Consider the following 25,035-nt stretch of genomic DNA (forward strand, 5'->3'; position numbering starts at 1 on the left):
ATGACCACAATCGACGACCGTTCACCCTGGACCTGCGGCGCGCTTGCCGTGCTGCTGAAACCGGGCTTGCGGGTCATGCGCGGCATGCACCTGCCCGCCAAGATGGGCCTGCTCGGCACCATGCTGGCCCTGCCGCTGTTCCTGCTGATGACGCTGGCGATGATCCAGGCCAGCGGCGACATGGCGGTGGCCCGGGCCGAGCGGGAAGGGACCGTCCTGGCCCGGCAGGTGACCGCGCTGATCGCGCTGGTGCAGTCGCACCGCAGTCTGTCCAACCAGGTGGCGGCCGGTGTCACGGCGCTGGCGCCGGCGCGGGACGCGCTGCGGGTCCAGCTGCGGCAGGCGGTGCAGCAGGCCGACCAGGCGATCGCGTCCACGACCACCTTCTCCTTCGGCGACCTGTGGCCGGCCGAACGGGAGCGGCTGCTGGCGCTCGCGGACGGCCATGTCTCGCTGCGGCGGACCGAGGCGATGGCGGAACACGGCCTGGAGGTCGAACGCCTGCGCCGGCTGCTCAAGCTGATCGGCGAGCGCTCGCAACTGCTGTTCGATCCGCGGGCGGACACCTACTTCATCATGGACCTGGGCATCGAGCGGCTGGTGCCGTGGATGGAGTCGATCGGCGTGCTCGAGACCCAGGGCGGCGAGCTGCTGCTGCGGGACGTCTCGGTGCGCGACCGCACGATGATGCTGGGCTTGACGAGCGACTCCCAGCATGCAGCCGAAGAGGTGGTGCTGCAGTTGCAGGCACTGGCGCGCGCGGGCGTCGAGTTCAGCGACGGGGTGCGACAGGCGTCCGAGGCCAGCGGGCGCTTTCTCTCGCTGGCACGAGCGACCTTCGAGCCAGAGGCCGTCGATGCCGAGATCGCGCCCTACCACGCCGCCGGCATGGAGGCCCTGCGTGCACTGCGGCGACTCGACGAGGAACTCTGGATCCAGCTCGACCAGCGACTCGACCAGCGCATCCAGGCCTTCGAGCAGCGCCTGCTGCTGCAGGGCTGTGCGGTGGTGCTGGGGCTGTTGGGGCTGACGTATCTGGGCCTGAGCTTCTATGCCAGTTTCACCGGCTCGCTGCGGCAGGTCACGGGCAGTCTGGTGGCCGTGACGAATGGAGATCTCTCGGTGCAGGTGCGCATCGAGGGCCGGGATGAACTGGCCGAGCTGGGGACCGAACTCGAGCGCATGAGCGTGCGGCTGTCGTCGCTGGTCGGCGAGATCCGGGGCAGTGCGGTCGGGGTCGACCAGGCTGGCGCCTCGGTGGCGGACGATGGCCGGGCCTTGTCGCAGCGCACCGAGTCGCAGGCCGCCAGCCTGCGCCGCACGCTGCTGACCGTGCAGCAGCTCAGCCGCGCCGTCCGCAACAACGCCACCGCCGCCGATGCTCTGCAGCAGCTCACCGTCCGTCTGCGCAACGACGCCGCACTCGGCAGCGCGTCGATGGCCCAGTCCATCCAGGGCATGCACACGCTGGAGGAGAGCGTGAACCGGGTCGCCGAGGTCAACGCGGTGATCGATGACATCGCCTTCCAGACCAATCTGCTGGCGATCAACGCCTCGATCGAGGCCGCGCGGGCGGGCGAGGCCGGCAAGGGTTTTTCAGTCGTGGCTGGCGAGATCCGGCAATTGGCCAACCGCTGCGGCGAGGCGGCGGCCGAGGTGCGCGGCCTGATCGAGTCGACCACCGAGCAGACCGGCAACTCGCGGCGCGCGATCGAGGATGCGGGCGGCTGCCTGACCTCGGTCATCAGCGGCGTCGACGATGTTTCCGTCCGGCTGAACGGCATCACCGAGGCCAGCCACGCGCAGAGCACCGCGCTCGCGCAGGTCAGCGCCAGCGTGAACGAACTCGACACCATCACGCGCCAGAACGTGGACATGGTCGAGCAGTCGTCCGTGTCCGCCGAGTCGCTGGCCACGCAGGCCGCGTCGCTGCGGACCTCGGTGGCGTCGATCAAGCTGCGCGAGGCCGTTCAGCCCGCCGCGACCACCAGCATCTGAACCCGCATCTGGCCCTGCCAGGTGTCCAGGGACAGCCGGTAGGCCAGCCGCACCCGCTCGGCCACCGGCTCGATCTGCCCGAACCAGATGGCGTCCCGCACCTGCCCGTGCAGCCGCACGCTGAGCTTGAGGTGTTTTTCGCCGACCAGGCGCTGCCGTAGCACGTCGACCTCGTCGGCGAACAGCGGCGCCTCGAAGGCCTGTCCCCAGACCTGCTGGTCTAGCAGTCCGACCGTGGACGCATCGAACCAGCGCGGGTCGAGCGGCCCGTCGGTCGCCAGCCGGTGGTCCAGCGTCGCCGCGTCCAGCCCTTCTTCCGCGACCGAGCGCAGCGCCTCGGCGAAGGTACCGAAGTCGTCGGCCTCGATCGTGCAGCCCGCCGCCATCGAGTGCCCGCCGAAGCGCTTGAGCAGACCGGGGTGGCGCTTGGTCACGAGGTCCAGCGCGTCACGCAGGTGGAAGCCGGGGATCGAGCGGCCGGAGCCCTTGAGCAGGCCGTCGGAGCCCGCTGCGAACACGAAGGTCGGGCGGTGCAGCCGGTCCTTGAGCCGGCCGGCGACGATGCCGACCACGCCTTCGTGGAACTCGGGGTCGAACAGCACCACCGCGGCGGGTGGCTCGCCTTGCGGCATCAGTGACTCCAGCAGCACCTCGGCCTGCTCGCGCATCCCGGCCTCGACCTCGCGCCGCTCGCGGTTGATGCTGTCGAGCAGGCGGGCGAGTTCGGCGGCCTGCGTCGGGTCGTCGGTGAGCAGGCAGGTGATGCCGATGGTCATGTCGGCCAGCCGCCCGGCCGCGTTCAGCCTGGGCCCGAGCGAGAAGCCGAAATCGGTGGCGCTGGCCCGCTGCGGGTCGCGTCCGGCGGCGGCGAACAGCGCGGCGATGCCGGTCTGCATCCGCCCGGCGCGGATGCGCTTGAGGCCCTGCGCGACGAGGCGGCGGTTGTTGGCGTCGAGCTTGACCACGTCGGCGACCGTGCCGAGGGCGACCAGATCGAGCAATGCGTCGAGCCGCGGCTGGCTCGCCGCGTCGAAGCGCCCGCGCTGGCGCAGCTCGGCCCGCAGCGCGAGCAGCACGTAGAACATCACCCCGACCCCGGCGATCGCCTTGCTCTCGAAGGTGCAGGCCGGCTGGTTCGGGTTGACGATCACGTCGGCGTCGGGCAGCGTCGGCTCGCCGTGGTCGTCCACGGCGGGCAGGTGGTGGTCGGTGACCAGCACGCGCACGCCGAGTTCGTGCGCCCGGTCCACGCCGGCATGGCCGGCGATGCCGTTGTCCACCGTGACGAGCAGGGCGGGGCGGTGCGCCATCGCCAGATCGACGATGGTGGGGGACAGGCCGTAGCCGTGGATGGCGCGGTCGGGCACGACGTAGTGCAGCGTGCCGGGCTGTGCGCCGAGCATCGCCAGTCCGCGCAGCGCGACGGCGCAGGCGGTGGCGCCATCGCAGTCGTAGTCGGCGATGACGACGATGTGGCCGCCGGCGTCGAGCGTGTCGGCCAGCAGGCGGGCGGCGGCGTCGGTGCCGGCCATTGCCGACGGGGGCAGCAGGCGGGTCAGGCCGTCGTCGAGTTCATCGGCGCTGCGGATGCCGCGGGCGGCGTAGAGGCGGGCGAGTAGCGGATGGACGCCGGCCTGTTCCAGCGCCCAGGCGGCGCGGGGCGGGACGTCGCGGATGTCGATCTGTGGGGTCATCTTGAGCGTGTCGCCAGGGTCCGCGGTGTCAGAGGGATTCGAGGACGGCCACGGCGCTCGCCGGGCGCGAGCGGCCCAGCAGGCGGCTGAGCCAGCCTTGCGGGCGCGGTGTCCAGGTCTGCGCCAGGCGCTCGCCGCACAGCGTCAGCGTGACCGGCTCGCCCGCTTCGGCGCGCTGCAGCAGCGCGGCGACGGGGCCGGCGTCCAGCGCGTGCCAGGCGGCCACCCAGTCCGCCCATTCGTTGGCGAGCAGCGGGGCGCGCAGGCGCAGGTCCACGTCGAGGTCATCGAGCGGGCGGCGGGGCTGGGCGGCGCCGCAGCCGCTGAGCCAGAACGAGTTCACCGTGAGCAGCCGAGCGGCTTCGCGCGCTTCGTTGACGTCGTGTTCGTGCCAGAGCATCTGCGCCTCCACCTGCAACCGGCGCAGCTTGCGCGTCTGCGGCGCGTCGCTGAGCCAGAGATCGAGGTTGCGACCGATGGCGCGGTCGAGCGAGGCGCTGGGCAGGTCGGCCAGCGCTGCGTGGCGCACGTACCAGCGCAGCGGCGCGCCCCACTGCAGCGACCAGCCCTCGGCGTCGAACGAGGGTTTCAGCAGGTCGAACAGGGTGCGCGCATCGGCGTCAGTCAGCGCGAGCGCGGCTGGGTCGACCAGCGCGATCTGGTCGCTGCCGACGTGCCAGTGCACGGGGGTCAGCAGGCCCCACGGCGCGCCACTGGTGTCGTCGTCGGCGCGCAGGCCGTCGTCCGCCGCACTGGCCGCCGCCCAAGGCCAGCGGCCGTCGGCGCCGGTCCAGCCGTGTGCTTCGGCCAGCACGCGCTCGTGCGGGGCGCTGAGGGTGTATTCGTCGTCGTCGGGCCGGGCGGGCGTGCCGCCTTTTGGCGCCAGTCTTCCGAGCAGGGCATCGAGGTTCGGCAGCTGCAGCGCCTTCAGCGCGGCGAGGCCGGCGGCCGAGGCGGCACTGGCGTGGGCGATCAGGAGGTGGGAGCGGGCAGGGGCGTGGTCTGGCATGGCGGGCGGATTATCCGACCCCCTCGAACGGGCGCGGGAAAAGTTTGCGTGCCCCGATCGTCCCGGCGACACGCCCCCCGGAGCGCTGGTGTACGGATACAAATCGGTTACGTATGATTTTTTCATCTGCGGATCGCCGTCCGGAAACCAAGAAAGCTCTCGCCATGATCGCCATGAAACAGGATGCCCGGGGTCCGGAGGCCAACCTCGATCTGTTGCGCAGTCTGGCGGTGCTCGCCGTGATGGTGGACCACCTGGTGCCAACCTGGCGCTACTGCGGCCTGCGGGTGCCGGACTGGCTGCAGCTGCTTACCGCCCACATCGGCCAGGCGGGTGTGATCGCCTTCTTCGTGCACACCAGCCTGGTGCTGATGGAGTCGCTGCAGCGCCTGAGCGGTGGCGAGCCATTGCGACGCGGCACCGTGTTGCGCTTCTACCTGCGCCGATTCCTGCGCATCTACCCGCTGGCGCTGGTCTGCATCACGCTGGTGGTGGTGCTGGACCTGCCGGCCGTGACCTGGCGCGAGGCCCTGCCGCCGACGCCGCAGGTGGTGCTGGCCAACCAGTGGCTGGTGCAGAACCTGGTGACCGGCCGCAGCGTGCTGGGGCCGCTGTGGAGCCTGCCCTACGAGGTGCAGATGTACGTCGTGCTGCCGGCGCTCTACCTGCTCGCCACCACGGCCCGCGGTCCGCGTTGGCTGAGTGTGCTGCTGGGGAGTGCGGTGCTGGGCGCGCTGGTACTGGGCGAATTCACGGGCGGGCGGCTCAACATGGCGGCCTATCTGCCGTGTTTCCTGTGCGGGGTGCTGTGCTTTGCGCTGCGCCAGCGGGTGCGCCTGCCGCAGTGGCCGAGCGGCGGCTGGATCGCAGCGCTCGCCGGGCTGTTCGGCGGCTACGCGTGGCTGCACTGGGGCGCGGGCAAGCCGAGTGCCGTGGCGGGCTGGTGCTTCGCGCTGCTGCTGTCCCTGGCGATCCTGGTGTTCGCGGACAGCCGCCGGCCGCGCCTGAACCGCAGCACGCAATGGATCGCCCGCTACTCCTACGGCCTGTACCTGCTGCACGTGCCGGTGCTGTGGCTGGTGTTCCACCGCTGGCGGTTGCAGTCGCTGCCCATGAGCCTGCTGGTGTACCTGGGCCTGTCGACGGCGGCGGCGGTGATCGCCTTCCATCTGGTCGAGGCGCCGATGGTGGCGCTCGGCCAGCGGCTGACGCAGCGCACACGCGCATCGGCCGCGGCGGCCTCGGAGCCGTCCGCGCGCGGCGAGTCTGGCAAGCGCGAGATGCCGCTGGGCCTGGCGGCGATGGAGCCGGCCGAGGTCTGGCAGATGCTGCACCGGCACTGAATTCAGACCGGCGGCGGCGCGGCCAGCGGGCTCGGGTAGCATGCCCGCCCATGAACTGGCCCTACGAAGTACGCATTGGCTGGCGTTACACCCGCGCAGGACGCGCAGGAAGACGCAACGGCTTCATTTCCTTCATCAGCGGTGTCTCCATGCTGGGCATCGCGCTCGGTGTGGCGGCGCTGATCATCGTGCTCAGCGTGATGAACGGCTTCCAGAAGGAAGTCCGCGACCGCATGCTCAGCGTCATCGCCCACGTCGAGATCTTCGACACCACCGGCAGTGGCCTGGAGCGCTGGCAGACGCTGGCCGAGGCGGCGCTGAAGAACCCGCAGGTGGCGGCGGCCGCGCCCTTTGTCTCGGCGCAGGCACTGATCGCGCGCGGCGAGGACATGCACGGCGTGATGGTCCGCGGCATTTCTCCCGACGAGGAAGCGAACGTCACGCCGCTGGCCGCGCAGCTCAAGGACACCGTGCTGAAGAAGTTGCAGCCCGGCGCCTGGGGTGTCGTGCTGGGGGCGCAGCTGGCGCGCTCGATGGGCGTGTCCGAGGGCGACTCGGTCACCCTCGTCACGCCGAGCGGGCAGACGACACCGGCTGGCGTCGTGCCGCGCCTGAAGCAGATGACGGTCGTCGGTGTGTTCAACGCCGGCCACTATGAATACGACAACGGGCTGGCGCTGATGCACATCGACGACGCCGCCCGGCTGTTCCGCACGGGCGGGCCGCAGGGCGTGCAGCTGCGCCTGAAGGACCAGCAGCTCGCGCGGCAGGTCTCCGCCGAGCTGACCGCCTCGCTCGGCCCGCAGGTGATGGTGCGCGACTGGACCCGCACCAACGCCGCCTGGTACGACGCCGTGCAGATCGAGAAACGCATGATGTTCATCATCCTGACGTTGATCGTCGCTGTTGCGGCTTTCAATCTGGTGTCGACGCTGGTGATGACCGTCACCGACAAGCAGGCCGACATCGCCATCCTGCGCACGCTGGGGGCGAGCCCGCGCTCGATCATGGGCATCTTCATGGTGCAGGGCGCGGCGTCCGGCGTGATGGGCACGCTGGCGGGGCTGGGGCTGGGGCTGCTGATCGCGTTCAACGTCGGGGTGATCGTGCCGGCGCTGGAGAGCCTGTTCAACGCGAGCTTCCTGCCGAGCAGCGTCTACCTGATCTCGCGCATGCCGAGCGACCCGCAGGCCAGCGACATCGTGCCGATCGGCGTGATCTCGCTGGTGCTGGCGTTCGTCGCCACGCTCTACCCGAGCTGGCGCGCCAGCCGTGTCAACCCGGCGGAGGCGCTGCGCTATGAATGACCAGGAACAAACCCATGACGCGGTGATCCTGCAGGCGACCGGACTGACCCGCCGCTTCCAGGAAGGCGGCCCGCGCGGTCTGGACGTGACGGTGCTGCACGGCGTCGATCTGGCGATCCGGCGCGGCGAGACGGTGGCCATCGTCGGCGCGTCCGGCTCGGGCAAGAGCACGCTGCTGCACCTGCTCGGCGGGCTGGATGCGCCCAACAGTGGCCAGGTGGTACTGGCCGGGCGCGATCTGTCCACGATGGACGCGACCGCGCAGGGCCGCTGGCGCAATCAGTACCTCGGCTTCGTCTACCAGTTCCACCACCTGCTGCCCGAGTTCACGGCGATCGACAACGTGGCGATGCCGCTGCTGATGCGCCGCCAGCCGATCGCCCAGGCGCGCGAGCGGGCCGCGCAGCAGTTGCGGACGATGGGACTCGGCGAGCGGCTGGAGCACCGGCCCGGTGAACTCTCCGGCGGCGAGCGTCAGCGGGTGGCGATCGCGCGGGCGCTGGTGACCGATCCGGCGTGTGTGCTGGCGGACGAGCCGACCGGCAACCTGGACCGCGAGACGGCCGGCGGGGTCTTCGCGCAGATGCTGGCGCTGGCCCGCGGGCGTGGCACGGCGTTTGTGCTGGTCACGCACGATCCGGAACTGGCCGGGCGCTGCGACCGCATCCTGCGGATCGACAAGGGTCGGATCATTGACCGCCCCTAGTGTTGTTCCGATCCTTCCACGTCCAGTCCGAATCTTTGCAGGAGCACCATGCTGACCGAATTGCCGAAACTGGAATGGCCAGAAATCAACCTGATGATCGCGTTCGGGATCCTGCTGGCTTTCGGCACGCTCGGCGGCATGCTGGCCGCGAGGATGCGCTGGTTGCCCACCATCACGGGATTCATGGTGTTCGGGCTGCTGATCGGCCCCAGTGGGCTGAGCCTGATGCCGGTGACCTCCCTGGACAAGGCCCGTCCGCTGGTGGAGATCGCGCTGGGCCTGATCCTGTTCAAGCTGGGCGCAACGCTCCATCCGATGGCCGTGCTGCGGAATCGGCGGTTGTTGATCACCAGCCTGGTGGAGAGCCTGGCGACGTTTGCCGCCATCCTCGGGCTCTTGCTGTGGATTGGCGTCGGGCCGCTGGTTGCGCTGCTGGCGGCGTCGATCTCGGTGTCTTCATCGCCGGCCGTGCTCATCCACGTGGCGGAAGAACTGCATGCCAGCGGCCCCACGGTCTCGACCGCCCAGGCCCTGGTGGCGCTCAACAATGTGCTGGCCTTCGTGCTGTATTCGCTGTGCCTGCCGCTGGCACTCCACGACAAGTTCGAGCTGAGCGAGGCGCTGATGCTGCCTGCCTACCAACTCATGGGCGCCGTGGTGATCAGCATGACCGTGGCCTGGCTGGTGACCCGGATCGCGCTGTACACGCGCCACGATGAAGAGCATTTCCGGTTTGCCCTGGTCGTGGGTGGCGTGATGCTCGCGATCGGGCTGGCGTTGTCGCTGAAGGCCTCGACCCTGTTCACGTCGCTGACGCTGGGCGTCGCCTGTCGCTGGCTGCAGGGACGCTCCAAACTGTCGCGCGTGGATTTCGGCGGCGGCGGCGATGTCTTTTTCATCATCCTGTTCGTCTTTGCGGGTGCGAACCTGCATCTGCATGATCTGCTGCAGTACGGATCGATTGCGGCTGCCTATGTTGCCGTGCGAACGCTGGCCAAGTGCCTGTCGATCTACGTGTGCGGACGTCGGTTCGGTGTGCCGCACCGGCAGGCGCTTTCGCAGGGGCTGCTGCTGGTGCCCATGGCCGGCCTGGCGATCGGACTGGTGCAGAACATCAGCGGTCTGATGCCGGAACTGGGCGCGAAGGTGGCGGCGGTGGTGCTGGCCTCGGTGGCCGTGTTCGAGACGATCGGGCCGCCATTGGCCGCATTTGCACTGCGCTTTGTCGGTGAGGCCGGCGCGGCCAATCCCGATCGCGAACCTGCCGAGGAGTTCGCTGTGCATGCGGGACCCGCTGCCGATTCGGCTGTCGATTCCGCCATTCCCGGCGAAGCGAGTGACACCGGGGCTGGACCGGGCCTGGTCGGGAGCCGGTCATGAATACGCCCATGCACGATTCGATCGGCGGGGTCGTGAATCTGCAGCTGTTTTCGATCGGGACCACCGTGGTCACGCTGGGCAGTCTGGTGCTCGCACTGGTGTTCCTGGGAGCCATCTGGTCGTTCGCCAGCATGGTGGAGCGCGGCGTCCAGCGGATGGCGGTCCGGTACAAGGACGAACCCTGGAAGGCCTCGCGCATCCACATGCTCAGCCGGCTGCTGCGGTACGCCGTGTGGGTCGTCGGGAGCCTGCTGGGTCTGAACTACCTGGGCATCGACCTGACCAGCATCGCCCTGGTCGGCAGCGCGTTCGCCATGGGTCTGGGCTTCGGGCTGCAGAACATCTTCAGCAACTTCGTGTCGGGCATCATCATCCTGCTGGAGCGCAGCGTGAAGGTGGGCGACTTCGTCGAGCTGGAGTCTGGGGTGCGCGGGCACGTGAAGGAGATCGCGATGCGGTACACCCACGTGACGACCAACGAGGCGCTGGACATCCTGGTTCCGAACTCGGAATTCATCAATGACCGGGTGGTGAACTGGACCTTCGGAGACTCGTACCGGCGCATGCACATTCCGTTCGGCGTGGCGTACGGTACCCCGAAGGAACTCGTGCGCGAGGCGGGCATCGCGGCGGCGCGGCAGGTGGACGGCATCGTGGAGGATGCCAGCCGGGAGGTGTCGGTCTGGCTGCTCCGCTACGGTGACAACTCGATGGACTACGAACTGGTCGTGTGGGCCGACCGGGCGCTGACCACGCACCCGGCCCGGACGCACGCGCAACTGATGTGGGCGCTGGACGACGAACTGGTGCGCCGGGGCGTCGAGATTCCGTTTCCGCAGCGGGATCTCCACGTCCGTTCCGGCACGCTGGATGTGCGCCTGCACGGACCGGACGTTCACGCACCCTAGCCGCCGTGTCGCGCAGGGTGCGCACGGTCTATTCGACGACGCGCACCCCCTTCCAGAACGCCACCCGCCCCTTGATCTCCGCCGCCGCCTCCTTAGGGTCCGGATAGAACCAGACCGCATCCGGATTCACCTCGCCGTTGACGAACAGGCTCAGGTAACGCGCCTCGCCTTTCCACGAGCACATCGTGCGGTGGTTGCTCGACAGTACGCAGTCCTGGCGCAGCGACTCGGGCGGGAAGTAGTGGTTGCCTTCGATGACGACGGTGTCGTCGCTCTCGGCCACGGTGGTGCCGTTCCAGATGGCTTTCATGGGGATGTGCTCGTGGGGTGGTGGAGGCTGGCGTTATACCGCTGATGCGGCGCAAGGTCAGTGTGGTGGCTTCGGGTGCAAGATGGACCTGACTCCTCGAAAGGCCCGCCCATGACCACCGCCACACCCCTTCCCGACCTCGGCCTGCTGCGCGCGCCGACGCGTTACCTGTTTTTCACCGGCAAAGGCGGCGTGGGCAAGACCTCGCTGTCCACCGCCTGTGCGCTGGCGCTGGCGGATGCGGGCCGGCGCGTGCTGCTGGTGAGCACGGATGCGGCGTCCAACCTCGACGAGATGCTGGACATCCCGCTGCGCAACACGCCGGTGCCGGTGCCCGGTGCAGCGGGACTGTCCGTGCTCAACATCGACCCGCAAGAGGCCGCCGAGGCGTACCGCGGCCGCGTGATCGCCCAGATGGGCAGCGAGGCCGACGCCGCCGAGCGCGCCACCGTGCGCGAGCAGCTCTCGGGCGCCTGCACCACCGAGATCGCCGCCTTTGACGAGTTCACCGCGCTGCTGGCCGGCGGCGGCGAGGGCTATGACCATGTCGTCTTCGACACCGCCCCGACCGGCCACACGCTGCGCCTGCTCAGCCTGCCGAAGGCGTGGACCGGCTTCCTGGCCGGCAATGACCGCGGTGCTTCCTGCCTCGGGCCGCACTCCGGGCTGAAGACGCAGGAGCTGCGCTTCCGCCAGGCGCTGCAGACGCTGGGCGATGCGGCGCAGACCACGGTGGTGCTGGTCACACGGGCCGAGACCGGCGCCATCGCCGAGGCGGCGCGCACGTCGGTGGAACTGGCCGAACTCGGGCTCGAGCACCAGCGGCTGGCGATCAACGGCGTGTTCCACGCCAGCCGGCGCGAGGATCCGGTGGCGCTGGCGGTCGAAACCCAGGGTGCGCAGGCGCTGGCTGCGATGCCGGCGGTGCTGCGGGCCTTGCCGAGCGACCAGGTGCCGCTGCGCCCGTTTGACACGGTCGGGCTGCCGGCGCTTCGGGCGCTGCTGCGGCCCGGTGCAGACGGCCCGGCGCTGTCGAGCGTCGAGGCGCTGACCCCGGGCGGCGCTGCCTGGCACCCGCTGGCCGATCTGGTCGACGACCTCGCCGCACCCGGCCGTGGGCTGATCATGGTGATGGGCAAGGGCGGTGTCGGCAAGACGACCATCGCCGCCGCGCTCGCCGTGGCGCTGGTGCAGCGCGGCCACACCGTCCACCTGAGCACCACCGACCCGGCCGCCCACTTGGCTTCGACGCTGGACGGTCAACTCGACGGCCTGCGCGTGGACCGCATCGACCCGCAGGCCGAGACCCAGCGCTACACCGACAAGATCATGGCCGCGCGTGGCAAGGATCTGGACGCCGCGGGCCGGGCGCTGCTGCTGGAGGATCTGAAGTCGCCCTGCACCGAGGAGGTCGCCGTCTTCCACGCCTTCTCGCGCATCGTCAGCGAAGCCCGCAGCGCCTTCGTCGTGCTCGACACGGCGCCGACCGGCCACTCGCTGCTGCTGATGGACGCCACCGGCGCCTACCACCGGCAGATGGTGCGCGAGTTCGAGGGCGTCGCAGGCGCCGGCCACGTCGTCACGCCGATGATGCGGCTGCAGGACAGCACCTACACGCACATCGTGCTGGTGGCGCTGCCGGAATCGACCCCGGTGTCGCAGGCCGCGGCGCTGCAGGACGACCTGCGCCGCGCCCGGATCGAGCCTGCGGCCTGGGTGCTCAACCGCAGCCTGCTGGCCTCGGGCACGACCGATCCGCTGCTGGCCGGGCGGCTGGCGGGCGAGCGGCGGCAGATGGCGCGCATCGCCGACGGGCTGTCGAGCCGGCTGACCTGTGTCGTGCCGTGGCAGGCGGTGGCGCCGGTTGGCGTGGAGGCGCTGTCCGCCTTGACCAAACGTCCATGAAACAGCGCCCATGAAAAAGCCCCGCCAGGGCGGGGCTTCGGGACGATCTGGCCGAAGCCGGATCAGGCGCTGAGGGCGCGGGAGTCAGCTCACTTGGCGAGCTTGAACACCCACATCGAGCCACCTTGCTCGAGGAAGCTGACCTTCTTGGCCACGTCGCCACCCCACAGCGGGACGGCGCCGCCCCAGCCGGAGGCCACAGCGACGTACTGCTCGCCACCTTCGGTCCAGGTGACCGGCGGCGCAACGACGCCAGAGCCGGTCTGGAACTTCCAGACGATCTTGCCGGTCTTGGCATCAGCCGCCTGCAGGTAGCCTTCCGGCGTGCCCCAGAACACCAGGTTGCCGCCGGTGGTCAGCACACCACCCCACAGCGGGGCGTTGTTCGGTGCTTCCCAGACGATCTTGCCGGTCTTCGGGTCCATGGCGCGCAATGCACCGATGGGGCCGTCCGACAGCGTCTTGATCGTGAAGCCGGCGCCCAGGTAGGCAGCGCCCTTCTTGTAGCTGATCGGCTCGTTCCAGATTTCCATGCCCCATTCGTTGGCCGGCACGTAGAACAGCTTCGTGTCGGGCGAGTAGGCCATCGGCATCTGGTTCTTGCCGCCCAGGAACGACGGAGCGGCGAAGGTCGAGGTGCCCTTCTTGCCGTCGGCGCCCAGGGTCGGATCGCCAGGGCGGTTTTCCGGCACGAAGTTCGGGCGGCCCGTCTTCAGGTCGATGCCGGTGGCCCAGGTGATCTTCTTGACGAACGGGAAGGCGTTGACCAGCTTGCCGGTCTTGGCGTCGTTCACGTAGAAGAAGCCGTTGCGGTCGGCCTTGCCGCCGAGGATCTGACCGCTTTCGTCGTAGGTGATGAATTCGTTGACGCCGTCGTAGTCCCAGCCGTCGTTCGGGGTGCCCTGGTAGTGCCACTTGATCTGACCGGTCTTCACGTCGATGGCGACGGTCGAGGTCGAGAACAGGTTGTCACCCTTGCGCAGGTGGCTGTTCCACGGCGCCGGGTTGCCGGTGCCGAAGTAGGCCAGGCCCGTCTTGGCGTTGTAGGTGCCGCCCAGCCACGTGGCCGCGCCGCCGGTCTTCCACAGGTCGCCCGGCCAGGTCTTGCCCTGCTCGCCGGAGATGCCGATTTCGGTCTTGTTGCCGTCCTTGTCGTACTTGTAGCCCATGTGGCCTTCGACCGTCGGGCGCGACCAGACCATGCGGCCTGTCTTGGGGTCACGTGCTTCGACACGGCCGACGACGCCGAACTCGCCGCCGGACACGCCGGTCAGCAGCAGGCCTTCAGCGATCAGCGGAGCGGCCGAGGCAGAGTAGCCAGCGGCGTAGTCGTCGATCTTTTCCTTCCACACGACTTCGCCGGTGTCCTGGTTCAGGGCCACGAGCTGGGCGTCGAGGGTCGCGAAGATGACGAGGTTGTCATACAGGGCGGCGCCGCGGTTGATCACGTCGCAGCAGGGCATGATGCCGTCGGGCAGACGGTGCTCGTACTTCCACAGCTTCTTGCCGGTCTTGGTGTCGAGCGCGAAGATCCGCGAGTAGGACCCGGTCACGAACATCTTGCCGTTGTGGATCACCGGCTGCGATTCCTGGCCGCGCTGCTTTTCGCCGCCGAAGGAGAAGCTCCACACCGGCACCAGCTTGCTGATGGTGGACGGGTTGATCTGCTTGAGCGGGGAATAGCGCTGGCCCTGCTGGCCGATACCCCAGCTGAGCACGTCGCCCGTGGACTTGGCGTCGTTCTCGATCATCTGATCGGTCACGGTGGCATGGGCGGCCATGGACGCAAGTCCGGCGCACACCAGCAAGCTCAACAGTTTCTTCTGCATGGTTGGTCTCCTCAGTGAGGTGGATGTCACAACGGCTGGAACAGATGCCGTTCGGGAGCTATTCCCGGGCAACAAATGTGCCACCTCGCCTCTCCTGGGGAACCTTGGGGATCCTACTAGCTGCCTGCGCTCCGGCGGCTGGCGCGGTGCGGGTAACTCCGGGTCAGGTGTACCAGGAGACAACACTTTTACCGAGATTGCTCCGCCGGGATGGGGACGACCGTGCCATCACACCAGACCGTCGAACAACCAGACGTCCACCGCGTCGCCCGCGGCCACCGAGGTCTGGGCATGGCCGAGCACCACCAGCGCGTTGGCTTCGCTCATGCTGCGCAGCACGCCGGCGCCCTGGGTGCCGGTGAGCCGCACTTCCCACTGGCCGTCCGCGCCGGGGCGGACGATGCCCCGCTGGAACTCGGTGCGGCCCGGGCGCTTGCGGATGGCGGTGGCGCAGCGCACGCGCAGCGTCGGCAAGGGAGACGGCCGGGCCCCCGCCAGTTGCAGCAGTCCGTCGCGGGCGAAGGCGTAGAAGGTGACCAGCGCCGCCACCGGGTTGCCCGGCAGCGCGAACAGCCAGGCCGGCGTGCGGCCGTCACCGCGGTGCAGCGGCCCGAACGCGAAGGGCCGGCCCGGGCGCATCGCCACCTTCCAGAACGCCACGTCGCCGCGGCTGGCCAGCAGGTCCTTCGTGTAGTCGGCGTCCCCCACGCTGACCCCGCCGCTGGTCAGCACCACGTCCGCGCGGGCGATCGCCTCGTCGAGGGTGGCGGCCAGCGCAGCCGGGTCATCGCGCACGAGGCCCAGGTCGATGATCTCCACGTCCAGCCGCGCCAGCGCGCCCATCAGGCTGTAGCGGTTGCTGTCGTAGATGCAGCCGGCGTCCAGCGGCTGGCCGAGCGTGCGCAACTCGTTGCCGGTGGAGAACAGCGCCACGCGCAGCCGGCGCCGCACGGTGACTTCGCCGATGCCGAGCGAGGCGACCAGGCCGAGGTCGGCCGGGCGCAGCCGCTGACCGGCATTGAGCGCGGGGTGGCCGGCGCGCAGGTCTTCGCCCTGCAGGCGGCGGTTGTCGCCGGGGCTGACCGTGCCCGGCGCGACATGCACTACGCCGTCAGCAGCGCGGCAGAGTTCCTGCGGCACGACGGTGTCCAGCCCCGCCGGCATCACGGCGCCGGTCATGATCCGCACGCACTGACCTGCCGCCGTCTCGAAGTCCGGCACGTCGCCGGCATGGACCGTGCCCGTGACGGTCAGCACCGTGTCGGCGTCGGCCCGCAGCTCGCTGCCGCGCAGCGCGTAGCCGTCCATGGCCGAGTTGTCGTGCGCGGGCACGCTGATCGGCGAGACGATGTCCGCGCCGAGGATGCGGCCCAGCGCGGCGGTCAGCGGCAGGGTTTCGGTCTCGGTGATGGGCTGCAGCGCGGCGGCGATGGCGGCGCGGGCGGCCTCGACGCTGAGCTGGTCATCACCGGTGGAGAGGGGGGAGGGGCCGAGTTCCGACATGGTGGGCAGGGGCGGTGGGTTCAGGGTCAAGGTCAGGGATTGGCGGTGATCATAGTGGCCGTGCCTGCGCCGGCCCACGCCATTGGGGTGGATCTCTATGCAAGCGCCGACATATCGCCAGCGCGGTGATCCGGCGACAGAATCGCGCCGCCATGTCCACCGTCTCCGAGAGTTTCGCCACCGCGCTGCGCCTGATTACCCAGGCCGACACCGCGCTGTTCTCCATTGCCGGCCTGTCGTTGCAGGTCAGCGCGGTGGCCTGCGCGCTGGGCGCGGTGGTCGGGCTGGCGCTCGGGGCCTGGCTGGCGGTGGCGACCTTTCCCGGCCACCGTGTCGTCATCTGGGCGCTCAACACGCTGCTGGCGCTGCCCTCGGTGGTGGTGGGGCTGTCGGTCTACCTGCTGCTGTCGCGCTCCGGGCCGCTGGGCGCGCTGGGCATCCTGTTCACGCCGACGGCGATGGTGATCGCGCAGAGCATCCTCATCCTGCCGCTGATCACGGCGCTGTCCCGGCGGCTGGTGCTCGACGGCCTGCGCGAAGGGGGCGACCAGCTGCGCTCGATGGGCGCCGGCCCGCTGCTGTCGGCGCTGCTGCTCTTGCTGCACCAGCGTTTTGCGGTGCTGACGGTGCTGCTGACGGCGTTCGGCCGTGCGGTGGCCGAGGTGGGTGCGGTGATGATCGTCGGCGGCAACATCGACGGCATCACCCGCGTGATGACCACCGCCATTGCGCTGGAAACCAGCAAGGGCGACCTGCCGCTGGCGCTGGCGCTGGGCCTGGTGCTGCTGGGCGTGGTTGGCATCATCAACCTGGTCATCGGGCTGGTGCAGTGGCGCGGTGGTGCGCCTCAGGAGGCGCTGGCGTGACGACGATGCCGGTGGCCGAAACCCTGCTGAGCCTCGACAGCACCACCGTGCGCTTCGGGGCGGTGACCGCGTTGCGCGACGTCCAGCTGCAACTGCGCCGAGGCGACCGGCTGGCGCTGGTGGGCGCCAATGGCTCCGGCAAGACGACGCTGCTGCGCGTGCTCAACGGCCTGCTGCCACCGAGCGAGGGCCGGCGTGAACTGCACCGGCTGCGCGGCTCCGGGCGCTGGCCGGTCGCGGCGATGCTGTTCCAGCGGCCCTTCCTGCTGCACCTGTCGGTGTGGCGCAACCTGATGCTGGCGCTGTGGCTGGGTGGTGTGCCGCGGGCCGAGCGGCGCGCCCGCGGGCTGGATGCGCTGGCGCGGGTGGGCCTGCAGGCGACGGCGGACCGCCCGGCGCGCGCCCTGTCCGGCGGCCAGCAGCAGCGGCTGGCGCTGGCGCGGGCCTGGGCGCTGCAGCCGGACATCCTCTTTCTCGACGAGCCGACCGCCAGCCTCGACCCCAGCGCCAAGCGCGAGGTCGAGGCGCTGATCGACGATTTCGCCCGCAGCGGCATGACGCTGGTGATGAGCACGCACAACCTCGGCCAGGTGAAGCGTCTGGCGACCCGCGTCGCCTATCTCGAAGCCGGGCGCCTCGTGGTCGACCGGCCGGTGGACCAGTTTTTCAACGACGCGCTGCCGCCCGAGGCAGCGCAGTTCCTCAAAGGAGAATTGCCGTGGACCTGAAACGACGCCTTGCCTTCACCACCATGGCGACCCTGGCGATGGCGCTGGCTCTGCCGGCGGCCACCGTGCAGGCCCAGGACAAGTCCATCGTGATGGCCTCGACCACCTCGACCGACCAGTCCGGCCTGTTCGGCCACCTGCTGCCGGCGTTCAAGCAGGCCAGCGGCATCGACGTGCGCGTCGTCGCGGTCGGCACAGGGCAGGCGCTCGACATGGCCCGTCGCGGCGATGCCGACGTGGTGTTCGTCCACGACCAGCCCGCCGAGGAAAAGTTCGTCGCCGAGGGCTGGAGCCTCAAGCGCCTGCCGGTCATGTACAACGACTTCGTGCTGATCGGCCCGGCCGCCGATCCGGCCAAGGCCAAGGGCGGCAACATCGCCGAGGCGCTGCTGCACGTCGCGGCGGCCAAGGCCTCGTTCATCTCCCGGGGCGACAAGAGCGGCACGCACGCCGCGGAGCTGCGGCTGTGGAAGCAGGCCGGGGCCGACCTGGCCGCGGCCAAACCATCCGGCTACAAGGAATGCGGCTGCGGCATGGGCCCGGCGCTGAACATGGCGGCGTCCACCGGCGCCTATGTGCTGGCCGACCGCGGCACCTGGCTGGCGTTCAAGAACCGCGCCGACCTCGCCGTCCTCGTCGAGGGCGACAAGGCGCTGTTCAACCAGTACGGCGTGATGGTGGTCAATCCTGCCAAGCACCCGCACGTCAAGCAGGCGCTGGCGCAGGCCTTCGCCGACTGGGTGGTCTCGCCGGCGGGACAGGGCGTGATCGCGTCATACAAGATCGGCGGGGAGCAGTTGTTCTTTCCGAACGCCAGCCGCTGAGCTGTCTGCGTGTCAGGCTGGTACATCTGCAGGGGGCTTCATAGGTTCTGCCTAAGCGAAGTCCCGACGGACTCAAGGCCTTTCAGGGTTAGGCCTAGGTTCCCGAGAGCGACCGATATGCAGATGATTGCATAGACCCTCCCCGGTGTGCGCTTTGCTCGCTCGGGGTACCCCCCCAACGGACGACTGCGGAGAACCCCATCATGCAGAAGAGCCTTCACATCAACCCGGACAAGTGCACGGGTTGCCTGCAGTGCGAAATGGCCTGCTCGTACGAGAACTACGGTGTCTTTGCGCCGGCCAAGTCGCGCATCAAGGTCTTCGACTTCCACGAGACCGGCAAGAAGGTGCCCTACACCTGCACGCAGTGCGACGAGGCCTGGTGCCTGCACGCCTGCCCGGTCGAGGCGATCACGCTCGACAAGGTCACCGGCGCCAAGGTCGTCAACGACACCACCTGCGTCGGCTGCAAGGTCTGCACGATCTCCTGCCCCTTCGGCACGATCAACTACGTGCAGGAAACCGGCAAGGTCCAGAAGTGCGACCTGTGCGGTGGTGACCCGGCCTGCGTCGAGGCTTGCCCGACCGGCGCCATCACCTTCATCGATTCCAACTGGACGGGTCTGAACAAGATGCTGTCCTGGGCCGACAAGCTGGGCAACCAGTCTGCTGCCTGATCCGTCCAAACAAGGAGCACACACATCATGTCTTGGGCAGGAAAAATTCTCCGCGTCAATCTGACCGCCGGCACCGTCACGTCCGAGCCGCTGCGCATGGACTGGGCCAAGCTGTATCTCGGCTCGCGTGGTCTGGCCACGAAGTATCTGGTCGAGGAAATCGACGCCAAGGTGGACCCGCTGTCCATCGACAACAAGATCATCTGGGCCACGGGTCCGCTGACGGGCACGATGGCTTCGACCGGTGGCCGCTACACGGTCGTCACCAAGGGCCCGCTGACCGGCGCCATCGCCTGCTCGAACTCGGGCGGCTACTGGGGCGCCGAGCTGAAGATGGCCGGCTGGGACATGGTCATCTTCGAAGGTGCCTCGGCCAAGCCGGTGTACCTGTCGATCGAGGACGACAAGGCCGAACTGAAGGATGCCGCCCACCTGTGGGGCAAGTCGGTCTGGGAGACCGAAGGCATCATCAAGAAGGGCCACCAGGATCCGCTGGTGCGCGTCTCGTCCATCGGTCTGGCCGGTGAGAACAAGGTGCTGTTCGCCGCCGTGGTGAACGACCTGCACCGCGCGGCTGGCCGCTCCGGCGTCGGCGCCGTGATGGGCAGCAAGAACCTCAAGGCGATCGCCGTGCGTGGCACCAAGGGCGTGGGCAACATTGCCAACCCCAAGGAGTTCATGCGCGTCACCTACGAGAAGAAGAAGATCCTGCAGGACAACGCCGTGACCGGCGCAGGCCTGCCGACCTACGGCACCCAGGTGCTGATGAGCGTCATCAACGAAATGGGCGCGCTGCCGACCCGCAACCACCAGGACGTGGCCTTCGAGGGCGCCAAGGACATCGGTGCGGAAGCCATGGCCACCCCGCGTGCGACCGATGGCAAGAAGCCGCTGGTGACCAACCAGGCCTGCTTCGGCTGCACCATCGCCTGCGGCCGCATCCAGAAGATCGACCAGAACCACTTCACCGTGGACAACAAGCCGCAGTACTGGGGCGCCTCGGGCGGCCTGGAATACGAAGCGGCCTGGGCATTGGGTGCTGCCAACGGCGTGAAGGACCTGGACGCGCTGCAGTACGCCAACGTGCTGTGCAACGAACAGGGCATGGACCCGATCACCTTCGGCGCCACCATCGGCGCGGTGATGGAGCTGTACCAGATGGGCATTCTCACCAAGGAGCAGCTCGGCATCGACGCCCAGTTCGGCTCGGCCCAGGCGCTCGCACACTTCGCCGAGATCACGGCCAAGGGCGAAGGCTTCGGCATCGAGATCGGCCAGGGCAGCAAGCGCCTGTGCACCAAGTACGGCCACCCCGAGCTGTCGATGAGCGTCAAGGGCCAGGAATTCCCGGCCTACGACTCGCGCGGCATCCAGGGCATGGGCCTGACCTACGCCACGTCCAACCGCGGCGCCTGCCACCTGCGCAGCTACACCGTGGCGTCGGAAGTGCTGGGCATCCCGGTCAAGACCGACCCGCTGGTCGCGGACGGCAAGCCGGAACTCGTGATGGCCTTCCAGGATGCCACCGCGGCATTCGACTCGGCCGGCATCTGCATCTTCACCAGCTTCGCCTGGGGCCTGGCCGACGTGCAGCCGCAAGTGGCTGCCGCCTGCGGCGAGGAGTTCACGCTGGAAAACCTGTCGATGATCGGCGAGCGGATCTGGAACATGGAGCGCGACTTCAACAACCGCGCTGGCTTCACCTCCAAGGACGACACGCTGCCCCCCCGCCTGCTCAACGAGCCGGCCAAGACGGGTCCCGCCAAGGGCCTGGTCAGCAAGCTGCCCGAGATGCTGCCGAAGTACTACGACATCCGCGGCTGGGACGGCGACGGCCAGCTCAAGGCGGCCACGCGCGAGCGCCTGGGGCTGTGACCGGCTTGTGCTGAACTGAACAACAAGGCGGTCGAAGACCGCCTTGTTTTTTGAAGAGACCGAACATGAAACACGTGATCCTGGGCGCCGGCCCCGCCGGCATCATCGCCGCCGAAACCATCCGCAAGCACGCACCGCACGACGAGATCCTCGTCATCGGTGACGAGCCTGAAGCGCCGTATTCGCGCATGGCGATTCCCTACCTGCTCATCGGCAAGGTCGGCGAAGAGGGCACGCACCTGCGCCACGGCGTCGACCACTACGCGACGCTGGGCATCACGCTGCGCCGCGCCCGTGCCAAGCATGTCGATGTCGAAGGCCGTGCCGTCGATCTGGACGACGGCACCACGGTGGTCTTCGACCGGCTGCTCATCACCACCGGCTCCTCGCCGGCCACGCCGCCCATCCCCGGCATCCACGGCCGCGGTGTCCACCCCTGCTGGACGCTCAAGGATGCGCGCGCCATCATGGAACTTGCCCAGCCCGGCGCCAAGGTGCTGCAGATGGGGGCGGGCTTCATCGGCTGCATCATCATGGAAGCACTGGCGATGCGCGGCGTCGAGCTGACCGTCGTCGAGATGGGCGACCGCATGGTGCCGCGCATGATGGGCCCCACCGCGGGCACCATGATCAAGGACTGGTGCGAGGCCAAGAACGTCAAGGTCCACACCGGCGCCCGTGTCGAGGCGATCAACCGTCCCGAGCCGGGCATCCTCGACAAGCTGGCCGACATGGCGGGCATGAAGCCGGCACACAAGTCCGCTGCGATGACCGTGCGCCTGTCCACCGGCGAGCACCTGGAGGCCGATCTGGTCATCAGCGCCACCGGCGTGAAGCCCAACATCGGCTTCCTGCAGAACTCGGGCATCACCTGCCTGGTCGGCGTGTTGACCGACGAGCACCTGCAGACCAACGTTCCGGGCATCTACGCGGCTGGCGACTGTGCCGAAGCCTTCGACAAGGTCAGCGGCACCACCATCGTCAGCGCCATCCAGCCCAACGCGGCCGAGCAGGCGCGCGTGGCGGCGCTGAACATGGTCGGCCAGAAGGCGGAACTCAAGGGCGTCACGCAGATCAACGTGCTCGACACGCTGGGCATGATCTCGGCCTCCTTCGGCAAGTGGGACGGTGTGCCCGGTGGCCAGCAGGTGGAGCTGACCGACCTGCCGGCCGGCCGCCACCTGAGCCTGCAGTTCGACGGCGACCGGATGGTTGGCTGCAACTCGATCGGCTGGACCGAGCACGTGGGCGTGATGCGCGGTCTGGTCGAAGGCCAGGTGCGTCTGGGCGAGTGGAAGGACAAGCTGATGGCCGACCCGACGCTGCTGATGGAGGCCTACATCGCCTGCGCGCAAGGTCAGCACCAGTTCGTCGCTGGCAAGTGGTGAGTGGGGTCGGGTCCGTGCAGATCACCTTCAAGCTCTACGCCTCGCTGACCGACTACCTGCCGGCCGACCGGCGCACCAGCAACTGGATGACGCTGGAGATCGAACCCGCGTCGACCATCGCCACCATCATCGCGCCGTTCAACCTGCCGATGAATCTGGTGCACCTGGTGCTGATCAACGGCGTCTACATCTACCCGGCCGAGCGCGCCACGCGCACGCTGGCCGAGGGCGACGTGCTGGCGATCTGGCCGCCGATCGCGGGCGGTTGAGGGGGGTCGCGCCGTGATCGGCCACTACGCTGCCGAGTTCGAACGCGACCAGGGTTGCACCGAGGCGGAGTGGCTGGCGTGGCTGCCGGGCGCGGTGCGGGGCCATGCGCTGAGCCTGCCATCGCCCGGTACGGCGCAGGTGGTGATCGACGCCGGCACGCTGGAGATCGCCTGGCACGCCTTGCCACCACGCCAGATCGCGCTGGTGCGCCTGCCGCGTCTGGCCATCCATTTCCGCTTCGTGGCCGTGGACGAGGACGCCCGCCAGCGCTTCATGCGCTACTTCGACCTCTACATGCAGCGCGGTGGCGGTTGAACGCCACGGGCTTCGGCCCTGGGGTATCGTGACGGCCATGAAAACCCGCGGTATCCATCTGCAATACACCTTCGGCCCGCCAGACCAGCGCGGCGCCGAGGTCCAGAACCCCCTGTTCGACCTGCTGAGCGCGGTGCGCGAGCACGGCTCCATCCAGCAAGCGGCCAAGGCGCTCGGTGCGTCCTACCGCCACATCTGGGGCTCGCTCAAGCAGTGGGAAGAGGCGATGGGCGAATCGCTCGTCGTCTGGACCCAGGGCCAGCCCGCGCGCCTCACGCCGTTTGCCGAGCGGCTGCTGTGGGCCGAGACCCGCGCCCGCACGCGCATGACACCGCACATCGAGGCCCTGCGCGCCGAACTGGAGCGGGTGCTCACCGAGGCGCTCGACGGCTCGCAGCATGTGCTGACCATCTACGCCAGCCACGACCTGGCGCTGCCGCACCTGCGCGAGATTGCCAGCACGGACGAGCGCCTGCACATCGATCTGCGCTTTGCCGGCAGCATCGACGCGCTGCGGGCGCTGGCCGAAGGACGCTGTCTGGTGGCCGGCTTCCACGTGCCGCGCATCCGCACCGCGGCGCCGCTGTTCTCGCGTGCGCTCAAGCCGCTGCTCAAGCCGGGCCAGCACAAGCTGATCGGCTGCACGCAGCGCACGCAGGGGCTGATGGTGGCGCGCGGCAACCCGCTGGGTCTGCACGCGCTGGGCGATCTGGTCGGCAGCCCGGCGCGCTTCGTCAACCGGCAGGAAGGCTCGGCCACCCGGCTGCTGACCGACCACCTGCTGCAGCAGGCGGGCGTCGCGCCCAGCGCCATCGCCACCTACTTCGAGCCGTCCGAAGATAGCCATCTTGCGGTCGCTGCGGCGATTGCCAGCGGCGTCGGCGATGCGGGCATGGGCATCGAGGCCGCGGCGCAGGCCTTCGGGCTGGACTTCGTGCCCATCGTCGCCGAGGACTACTTCCTGGTCTGCCTGAAGGACGCGCTGGAACACCCCGCCGTGCTGCGCCTGCGCCAAGTGCTGCATGGCGAACACTGGCAGACGGCGCTGCAGGCCTTGCCCGGCTACACCGGCGCTGACAGTGCCGGCGAGGTGCTGTCGCTGGTGCGGGCCTTGCCGTGGTGGAACTACCGCTCGGCGAAGGCTCAGCGGCTGGAAGCGGCGCCAGTGGCCGGCGCGAGCACCTGACGTTCGTAGGCCGGGTAGAGGTGCGCGACATTGCGCACGTACTCGGACTTGAACGCCGCCCAGTCCCGGAACTCGGCCGGCACCGGCGCCCGCAGCACCTCGTTCATCTCCCAGCCCTGCGCCGCCCAGCGGCTGAAGTGCTGGTCGATCCACTGCAGGAAGCGCCGGGTCTGCGCGATGCCGTCGCGGGCGGCCTCGGGCGTGGTCTGCACCGGGCCGTGGCTCGGCACCAGCGTGCGCAGGTTCAGCGCGTCGAGCGCATCCAGACTCTTCAACCAGGGGCCGACCTGCGCATGGGGCGTGGTCGGGATGCGCTGCACGAACACCAGCCCGCCGACGAAGGCCACGCCGCTCGTGCGGTCGACGAGCACGAGGTCCGACGCGGTGTGGCCGCTGAACTCGCGCAGCTCGAACGTGCGCTGGCCGACCTTCCAGACGCTGCCGCCCGGTGGGGCCGCGGGGGTGTCACGGTCCGGCGCCACGGTCTCGGTACCGAGCATCCAGTCGCCGCAGAGGCGGTAGAGGTTGGTCTCGTAGGCCGCGGCCTCGCGGGCAACGCCGGCGCGGGTCACCGGCGTGGCGGTGCGTGGCACGTCCGCGAAGCCCTGGTTACCCAGGAAATAGTCCGGGTGCAGGTTGAGCTGCACCACCTGCACCACGGGCTCGGTCGTCGTGCGCGCGATCAGCGCCCGCAACTGCTCGCCGTAGCGCCGGCTGGTGCCGGTGTTGATGACCACGACACCTTCGCCGGTCGTGATGAAGCCGGTGTTGATGATGTTGCAGCCGTTGGCGACCGAGAAGTCGTCGTTGGCGCCTTCGACCACATAGACCCCGTCGGCCAGCGCGCGGGCACGCAGGCCGTAGTCGAAACGGGCCAGATCGACCTTCGGCACATCGGCGAAGACCAGCGCCGGCACGGCGGCCAGCAGCGCCAGACCGATGGCGAGCACGAGGGTGTGCAGCCAGACCGAGGCCGAAGAGGGCGGTGTGGAGTAGACCGGCTTCGTCATGCGC

22 protein-coding genes are annotated in these 25,035 nt (G+C 69.1%); 16 read left to right on the forward strand and 6 right to left on the reverse strand.

Translation table 11 applies throughout. The features are described from left to right. Positions 1-1,998, forward strand: coding sequence for a methyl-accepting chemotaxis protein (locus AABN02_RS16100; protein WP_338415936.1), 1,998 nt, complete (start codon positions 1-3; stop codon positions 1,996-1,998). Here AABN02_RS16100 and recJ read toward each other — a convergent pair. After that, on the reverse strand, positions 1,971-3,692 hold the full coding sequence (gene recJ / locus AABN02_RS16105) for a single-stranded-DNA-specific exonuclease RecJ (RefSeq protein WP_338415937.1): 1,722 nt from the start codon (positions 3,690-3,692) through the stop codon (positions 1,971-1,973). The two genes, AABN02_RS16100 and recJ, sit on opposite strands and share 28 nt — an antisense overlap. Before the next feature lie 28 nt (positions 3,693-3,720). Next, entirely contained in the window at positions 3,721-4,701 is a 981-nt protein-coding gene (locus tag AABN02_RS16110; RefSeq protein WP_338415938.1) for a hypothetical protein, read from the reverse strand. 164 nt (positions 4,702-4,865) lie between these two features. Here AABN02_RS16110 and AABN02_RS16115 point away from each other — a divergent pair, with 164 nt between their 5' ends. Genes AABN02_RS16115 through AABN02_RS16135 form a run of 5 tightly spaced genes read left to right on the forward strand, consistent with a single transcriptional unit; the run spans position 4,866 to position 10,345 of the window. Beyond that, the gene (locus tag AABN02_RS16115) at positions 4,866-6,044 is read left to right on the forward strand and encodes an acyltransferase (protein ID WP_338415939.1); all 1,179 of its coding nucleotides are present in this window, start codon (positions 4,866-4,868) and stop codon (positions 6,042-6,044) included. A gap of 50 nt (positions 6,045-6,094) precedes the next feature. Continuing rightward, positions 6,095-7,351, forward strand: coding sequence for a lipoprotein-releasing ABC transporter permease subunit (locus AABN02_RS16120; RefSeq protein ID WP_338415940.1), 1,257 nt, complete (start codon positions 6,095-6,097; stop codon positions 7,349-7,351). Then, entirely contained in the window at positions 7,344-8,057 is a 714-nt protein-coding gene (locus AABN02_RS16125) for an ATP-binding cassette domain-containing protein (protein ID WP_338415941.1), read from the forward strand. The genes AABN02_RS16120 and AABN02_RS16125 overlap by 8 nt, the downstream gene beginning before the upstream one ends. A gap of 48 nt (positions 8,058-8,105) precedes the next feature. Continuing rightward, entirely contained in the window at positions 8,106-9,437 is a 1,332-nt protein-coding gene (locus AABN02_RS16130; protein WP_338415942.1) for a cation:proton antiporter, read from the forward strand. Next, positions 9,434-10,345 carry a mechanosensitive ion channel domain-containing protein gene (locus AABN02_RS16135; RefSeq protein WP_338415943.1) on the forward strand — a complete coding sequence of 304 codons (912 nt, stop codon included), beginning with the start codon at positions 9,434-9,436 and terminating at the stop codon, positions 10,343-10,345. Before AABN02_RS16130 ends, AABN02_RS16135 begins: the two co-directional genes overlap by 4 nt. Before the next feature lie 28 nt (positions 10,346-10,373). On the opposite strand, the gene AABN02_RS16140 is transcribed toward AABN02_RS16135, so the two are convergent. After that, a complete protein-coding gene (locus AABN02_RS16140; protein WP_338415944.1) occupies positions 10,374-10,655 on the reverse strand; it encodes a DUF427 domain-containing protein in 282 nt (93 codons plus the stop codon). A 111-nt stretch (positions 10,656-10,766) separates the two neighbouring features. On the opposite strand from AABN02_RS16140, the gene arsA reads away from it, so the two are divergent. Then, positions 10,767-12,560, forward strand: coding sequence for an arsenical pump-driving ATPase (gene arsA, locus AABN02_RS16145; protein WP_338415945.1), 1,794 nt, complete (start codon positions 10,767-10,769; stop codon positions 12,558-12,560). An 89-nt stretch (positions 12,561-12,649) separates the two neighbouring features. Here arsA and AABN02_RS16150 read toward each other — a convergent pair whose 3' ends face one another. Both AABN02_RS16150 and glp read right to left on the reverse strand, forming a co-directional pair. After that, positions 12,650-14,389 carry a PQQ-dependent methanol/ethanol family dehydrogenase gene (locus AABN02_RS16150; RefSeq protein ID WP_338415946.1) on the reverse strand — a complete coding sequence of 580 codons (1,740 nt, stop codon included), beginning with the start codon at positions 14,387-14,389 and terminating at the stop codon, positions 12,650-12,652. Between the two features lie 228 nt (positions 14,390-14,617). Then, the gene (glp, locus tag AABN02_RS16155) at positions 14,618-15,892 is read right to left on the reverse strand and encodes a gephyrin-like molybdotransferase Glp (RefSeq protein ID WP_338415974.1); all 1,275 of its coding nucleotides are present in this window, start codon (positions 15,890-15,892) and stop codon (positions 14,618-14,620) included. Positions 15,893-16,044: 152 nt separating this feature from the next. Between glp and AABN02_RS16160 the strand changes: the two genes are divergently transcribed. From AABN02_RS16160 to AABN02_RS16200, 9 genes are all read left to right on the forward strand, one after another. After that, positions 16,045-16,758, forward strand: a complete 714-nt coding sequence (locus AABN02_RS16160; RefSeq protein ID WP_338415947.1) for an ABC transporter permease — start codon at positions 16,045-16,047, stop codon at positions 16,756-16,758. Positions 16,759-16,763: 5 nt separating this feature from the next. After that, the gene (locus AABN02_RS16165) at positions 16,764-17,486 is read left to right on the forward strand and encodes an ATP-binding cassette domain-containing protein (RefSeq protein ID WP_338415975.1); all 723 of its coding nucleotides are present in this window, start codon (positions 16,764-16,766) and stop codon (positions 17,484-17,486) included. Positions 17,487-17,509: 23 nt separating this feature from the next. After that, positions 17,510-18,310: a substrate-binding domain-containing protein gene (locus tag AABN02_RS16170; protein ID WP_338415976.1), complete on the forward strand. Its 801-nt coding sequence runs from the start codon at positions 17,510-17,512 to the stop codon at positions 18,308-18,310. A gap of 203 nt (positions 18,311-18,513) precedes the next feature. Next, positions 18,514-18,987, forward strand: a complete 474-nt coding sequence (locus AABN02_RS16175) for a 4Fe-4S dicluster domain-containing protein (RefSeq protein ID WP_338415948.1) — start codon at positions 18,514-18,516, stop codon at positions 18,985-18,987. Positions 18,988-19,014: 27 nt separating this feature from the next. Then, positions 19,015-20,862, forward strand: coding sequence for an aldehyde ferredoxin oxidoreductase family protein (locus AABN02_RS16180; RefSeq protein WP_338415949.1), 1,848 nt, complete (start codon positions 19,015-19,017; stop codon positions 20,860-20,862). Positions 20,863-20,927: 65 nt separating this feature from the next. After that, on the forward strand, positions 20,928-22,250 hold the full coding sequence (locus AABN02_RS16185) for an FAD-dependent oxidoreductase (RefSeq protein ID WP_338415950.1): 1,323 nt from the start codon (positions 20,928-20,930) through the stop codon (positions 22,248-22,250). A 14-nt stretch (positions 22,251-22,264) separates the two neighbouring features. Further along, positions 22,265-22,519, forward strand: coding sequence for a MoaD/ThiS family protein (locus AABN02_RS16190; protein ID WP_338415951.1), 255 nt, complete (start codon positions 22,265-22,267; stop codon positions 22,517-22,519). 13 nt (positions 22,520-22,532) lie between these two features. Next, positions 22,533-22,835: a hypothetical protein gene (locus AABN02_RS16195; protein ID WP_338415952.1), complete on the forward strand. Its 303-nt coding sequence runs from the start codon at positions 22,533-22,535 to the stop codon at positions 22,833-22,835. A 37-nt stretch (positions 22,836-22,872) separates the two neighbouring features. Continuing rightward, positions 22,873-24,021: a substrate-binding domain-containing protein gene (locus tag AABN02_RS16200; RefSeq protein ID WP_338415953.1), complete on the forward strand. Its 1,149-nt coding sequence runs from the start codon at positions 22,873-22,875 to the stop codon at positions 24,019-24,021. On the opposite strand, the gene AABN02_RS16205 is transcribed toward AABN02_RS16200, so the two are convergent. Further along, the gene (locus tag AABN02_RS16205) at positions 23,979-25,031 is read right to left on the reverse strand and encodes a quinoprotein relay system zinc metallohydrolase 1 (RefSeq protein ID WP_338415954.1); all 1,053 of its coding nucleotides are present in this window, start codon (positions 25,029-25,031) and stop codon (positions 23,979-23,981) included. The two genes, AABN02_RS16200 and AABN02_RS16205, sit on opposite strands and share 43 nt — an antisense overlap. Between the last annotated feature and the right edge of the window lie 4 nt (positions 25,032-25,035).

The organism is uncultured Sphaerotilus sp., from assembly GCF_963924895.1.
GTDB lineage: Bacteria > Pseudomonadota > Gammaproteobacteria > Burkholderiales > Burkholderiaceae_C > Sphaerotilus.